5 protein-coding genes are annotated in these 4,399 nt (G+C 73.1%); 4 read left to right on the top strand and 1 reads right to left on the bottom strand.

Going from position 1 to position 4,399, the window contains the following annotated elements; translation table 11 throughout:
* From HW445_RS19800 to HW445_RS19785, 4 genes are all read left to right on the top strand, one after another.
* A partial coding sequence (locus HW445_RS19800; RefSeq protein WP_257231176.1) for a S41 family peptidase occupies positions 1-713 on the top strand: 713 nt, incomplete at its 5' end.
* A gap of 134 nt (positions 714-847) precedes the next feature.
* On the top strand, positions 848-1,201 hold the full coding sequence (locus HW445_RS19795) for a histidine triad nucleotide-binding protein (RefSeq protein ID WP_180222329.1): 354 nt from the start codon (positions 848-850) through the stop codon (positions 1,199-1,201).
* A gap of 21 nt (positions 1,202-1,222) precedes the next feature.
* Positions 1,223-2,128, top strand: a complete 906-nt coding sequence (locus HW445_RS19790) for a ribonuclease Z (protein ID WP_180222328.1) — start codon at positions 1,223-1,225, stop codon at positions 2,126-2,128.
* 88 nt (positions 2,129-2,216) lie between these two features.
* Positions 2,217-3,212 carry an adenosine deaminase gene (locus HW445_RS19785; protein WP_180222327.1) on the top strand — a complete coding sequence of 332 codons (996 nt, stop codon included), beginning with the start codon at positions 2,217-2,219 and terminating at the stop codon, positions 3,210-3,212.
* 111 nt (positions 3,213-3,323) lie between these two features.
* Here the strand turns inward: HW445_RS19785 and era are convergent, their stop codons facing one another.
* On the bottom strand, positions 3,324-4,274 hold the full coding sequence (era, locus tag HW445_RS19780) for a GTPase Era (protein ID WP_180222326.1): 951 nt from the start codon (positions 4,272-4,274) through the stop codon (positions 3,324-3,326).
* Between the last annotated feature and the right edge of the window lie 125 nt (positions 4,275-4,399).

The raw sequence follows: 4,399 nt of genomic DNA, 5'->3' as shown, positions 1-4,399 counted from the left end.
TCACCGTCGCCCCGGCGGACGGCGGCGAGCCGCGGCACACCGTGGTCGTGCCGACCGACGACGAGGAGGCGCTGCGCTACCACGACTGGGTCGCCGGCCGGCGCGCCCACGTCCACGAGCTGAGCGGCGGCCGCCTGGGCTACCTGCACGTGCCCGACATGATGGGCGCCGGCTGGGCGCAGATCCACCGCGACCTGGTCGTCGAGGTCGCCCGGGAAGGACTGGTCGTCGACGTCCGGGAGAACCGCGGCGGGCACACCTCCCAGCTGATCGTCGAGAAACTGGCGCGGCGGATCGTCGGCTGGGACGTGGGGCGCGGCATCCGGCCGATCAGCTACCCGCAGGACGCGCCGCGGGGACCCGTGGTCGCGGTGGCGAACGAGTTCTCCGGATCGGACGGCGACATCGTCAACGCGGCGATCAAGGCACTCGGGATCGGGCCCGTGGTCGGCACCCGGACCTGGGGCGGCGTCGTCGGCATCGACAACCGGTACCAGCTGGTCGACGGGACGCGGGTGACGCAGCCCAAGTACGCGTTCTGGTTCGACGGGCCCGGCTGGGGCGTCGAGAACCACGGCGTGGACCCGGACGTCGAGGTGGTGTGCGCCCCGCAGGACCACGCCGCCGGACGCGACCCGCAGCTCGACGAGGCGGTCCGGATCGCGCTGGAGTCGCTCGCCCGCACCCCGGCGAAGACCCCGCCGTCGCTGTGACGGCGCGGGGGAGCGGCGCGGCCCCGGCCCCGCACGGGGCCGCGCCCGCCCCCACGGCACCCTCGGCCCGGGACGCTACGATGACAGCGCGTGAGCGATCACGGCGCCACGAACGGCACCAACGAGGAGGGCCCATGGCAGGGGAGCCGCAGGACGACTGCCTGTTCTGCAAGATCGTCGCGGGACGGATCCCCGCCACCGTCGTCCGCGAGACCGACACCACGGTGGCCTTCCGGGACATAAACCCGCAGGCGCCCACCCACGTCCTCGTCATCCCCAAGGCGCACCACGCCGACGCCGCCACCCTCGCCGCCGAGGCCCCGGAGCTCGCCGCCGACGTGCTGCGCGAGAGCCGGGCCGTCGCCGAGGAGGAGCACCTGGACAGCTACCGCCTCGTCTTCAACACCGGCTCCGGCGCCGGCCAGACCGTGTTCCACGCGCACGCCCACGTGCTCGGCGGACGCGGTCTCCAGTGGCCCCCCGGCTGACCCGGGCAGGGGACGGCGAGCGTGTCCGTGCGTGAACTGGTGGTCCTCGGCACCGCCAGCCAGGTCCCGACCCGGCACCGCAACCACAACGGCTACCTGCTGCGGTGGGACGGCGAGGGCATCCTGTTCGACCCCGGCGAGGGAACCCAGCGGCAGATGCTGCGCGCCGGGGTCGCCGCGCACGACCTGAACCGGCTCTGCGTGACCCACTTCCACGGCGACCACTCCCTCGGGCTGGCCGGCGTCATCCAGCGGATCAACCTCGACCAGGTCCCGCACCCGGTCACCGCCCACTACCCGCGCTCCGGGCAGCGCTTCTTCGACCGGCTGCGGTACGCCACCGCCTACCGCGAGACGGTCGAGCTGACGCAGGAGCCGGTCGACGCCGACGGGCCCGTCGCCGAGACCGCCGGGTACACGCTGGAGGCCCGCCGGCTGTCCCACCCCGTCGAGTCCTACGGCTACCGGCTGGTGGAGCCCGACGGCCGCCGGATGCTCCCCGAGCGGCTCGCCGCCCACGGCATCAAGGGCCCGGACGTCGGCCGCCTCCAGCGCGACGGCGAGCTGAACGGCGTCACCCTGGACCAGGTCAGCGAGGTGCGGCGCGGGCAGCGGTTCGCGTTCGTCATGGACACCCGCCTCTGCGACGGCGTCCACCGCCTCGCCGAGGGCTGCGACCTGCTGACCATCGAGTCCACCTTCCTCGACGAGGACGTCGCCCTCGCCGAGGACCACGGGCACCTCACCGCGGGCCAGGCGGCCCGCGTCGCCCGTGACGCGGGCGTGCGCCACCTGGTGCTCACCCACTTCAGCCAGCGCTACTCCGACCCCGAGGAGTTCGAACGCCAGGCCCGCGCGGCCGGCTTCGAGGGCGAGCTGACGGTGGCCCGCGACCTCCAGCGGATCCCGGTCCCCAAGCGGGTGTGAGCGGACCGGCCCGAGGTCCGTCGGCAGGTGCGGCCCCGGCAGCCTCGGGCGCACGGCGATCGCATGCCCTTGCCCGTATCATTCACGGATGTCCATCCCCAAAGCCGAACTTCACCTTCACATCGAAGGGACCCTGGAGCCGGAGCTCGCCTTCGCGCTCGCCGAGCGCAACGGCGTGACCCTGCCGTACGCGTCCGTGGACGACCTGCGCGCCGCCCAGGCCTTCGACGACCTTCAGTCCTTCCTCGACCTGTACTACGCCTGCATGGCGGTGCTGCGCACCGAGCGGGACTTCGAGGACCTCGCCGACGCCTACCTGCGCCGCGCCGCGGCCCAGGGCGTGCGGCACGCGGAGATCTTCTTCGACCCGCAGGCCCACCTCTCCCGGGGCGTGGGCATGGCCGCCGTGGTGGACGGCCTGTGGCGCGCGCTGTCCAGGAGCGAGGAGACCCACGGCGTCTCCACCCGGCTGATCATGTGTTTCCTGCGCGACGAGTCCGCCGCGTCGGCGATGGAGACCCTGGAGCTCGCCCGGCCGTACCTGGACCGGATCACCGGCATCGGCCTGGACTCCGCCGAGGTGGGCCACCCGCCGGTGAAGTTCCGCGAGGTCTACGAGGCCGCCGCGGCCCTCGGCCTGCGCCGCGTCGCCCACGCCGGTGAGGAGGGCCCCGCCGCCTACGTCACCGAGGCGCTGGACGTGCTGGGCGTCGAGCGGGTGGACCACGGCCTGCGGTGCATGGAGGACGCGGCACTGGTGGAACGGCTGGTCCGGGAGCGGATCCCGCTGACCCTGTGCCCGCTGTCGAACGTGCGGCTGCGGGCCGTCGAGGCGCTGGAGGAGCACCCGCTGCCCGCGATGCTGGACGCCGGGCTGATGTGCACGGTCAACTCCGACGACCCGGCCTACTTCGGCGGCTACGCCGGCGACAACTTCGACGCCGTCCGCGACCACCTCGGGCTCGGCGAGGACCGGCTGCGCGAACTGGCCCGCAACTCCTTCCTCGCCTCCTTCCTGGAGGACGACGAGGAGCGGCGCGCCCGCTACCTCGCCGAGGTCGAGGCGTACGAGTTCCCCGCCTGAGCGGACCCCGCGACACGTCACGCACCCTCGCGACACGCCACGCACCCGGCGACACGCCACGGCCCCGGTACCGCACGCGGTACCGGGGCCGTGGCCTGCGCGTCCGCCGGCTCAGAAGCCGAGCTTGCGCAGCTGCTTGGGGTCGCGCTGCCAGTCCTTGGCGACCTTCACGTGCAGGTCCAGGAAGACCGGGGTGCCCAGCAGCGCCTCGATCTGCTTGCGGGACTTGATCCCGACGTCCTTCAGGCGCTTGCCCTTGGGGCCGATGACGATGCCCTTCTGGCTGGTGCGCTCGATGTACAGGTTGGCGTGGATGTCCAGCAGCGGCTTGTCGGCCGGCCGGTCCTCGCGCGGCAGCATCTCCTCCACGACGACGGCGATGGAGTGCGGCAGCTCGTCGCGCACGCCCTCCAGGGCGGCCTCGCGGATCAGCTCCGCGATCATCACCTGCTCCGGCTCGTCGGTGAGGTCGCCCTCCGGGTAGAGCGCGGGTCCCTCGGGCAGGAGGGGGATCAGCAGGTCGGCGAGGAGGTCCACCTGCTTGCCGGCGGTCGCCGAGACCGGGACGATCTCCGCCCAGGCGAAACCCAGCTCCTTGCCGAGCTGGTCCACCGCGATCAGCTGCTCGGCGAGCTGCTTGGAGTCGACCAGGTCGGTCTTGGTGACGATCGCCACCTTCGGGGCCTTCTTGATGGCCGCCAGTTCCTTGGCGATGAACCGGTCGCCCGGGCCGATCTTCTGGTCGGCGGGCAGACAGAAGCCGATCACGTCGACCTCGGCCCAGGTGGTGCGCACCACGTCGTTGAGCCGCTCGCCGAGCAGGGTGCGCGGCTTGTGCAGGCCGGGGGTGTCCACCAGGATCAGCTGGGCGTCCGGGCGGTGCACGATGCCGCGGACGGTGTGCCGGGTGGTCTGCGGGCGGTTGGAGGTGATCGCCACCTTCTGGCCCACCAGAGCGTTCGTGAGGGTGGACTTGCCCGCGTTGGGGCGGCCCACGAAGCAGGCGAAGCCGGCCCGGTGGAGGTCCTCGGACGGCTGCGGTGACGGTGTACGAACGCTCATGGGGCCCATTCTCTCCGATCCGGCGACCCCCATGTACCGACGGCCGCCCCGTGGGCCTCCCTCCCGCGTGACCCGCCCCACACCCCCGCCCGTCGGCAGGGGGCTCCGGACGGGCTCGACCGCCC

Origin of the sequence: Streptomyces sp. UH6 (assembly GCF_013421635.1) — a bacterium.
GTDB classification, from domain to species: domain Bacteria; phylum Actinomycetota; class Actinomycetes; order Streptomycetales; family Streptomycetaceae; genus Streptomyces; species Streptomyces abyssomicinicus.
This window is presented reverse-complemented; position numbering and strand designations above follow the sequence as displayed.

Bases quoted from the DNA above. Each gene is read 5' to 3' on its own strand.
- era (WP_180222326.1), bottom strand. From the start codon at position 4,274: ATGAGCGTTCGTACACCGTCACCGCAGCCGTCCGAGGACCTCCACCGG.
- HW445_RS19785 (WP_180222327.1), top strand. From the start codon at position 2,217: ATGTCCATCCCCAAAGCCGAACTTCACCTTCACATCGAAGGGACCCTG.
- HW445_RS19795 (WP_180222329.1), top strand. From the start codon at position 848: ATGGCAGGGGAGCCGCAGGACGACTGCCTGTTCTGCAAGATCGTCGCG.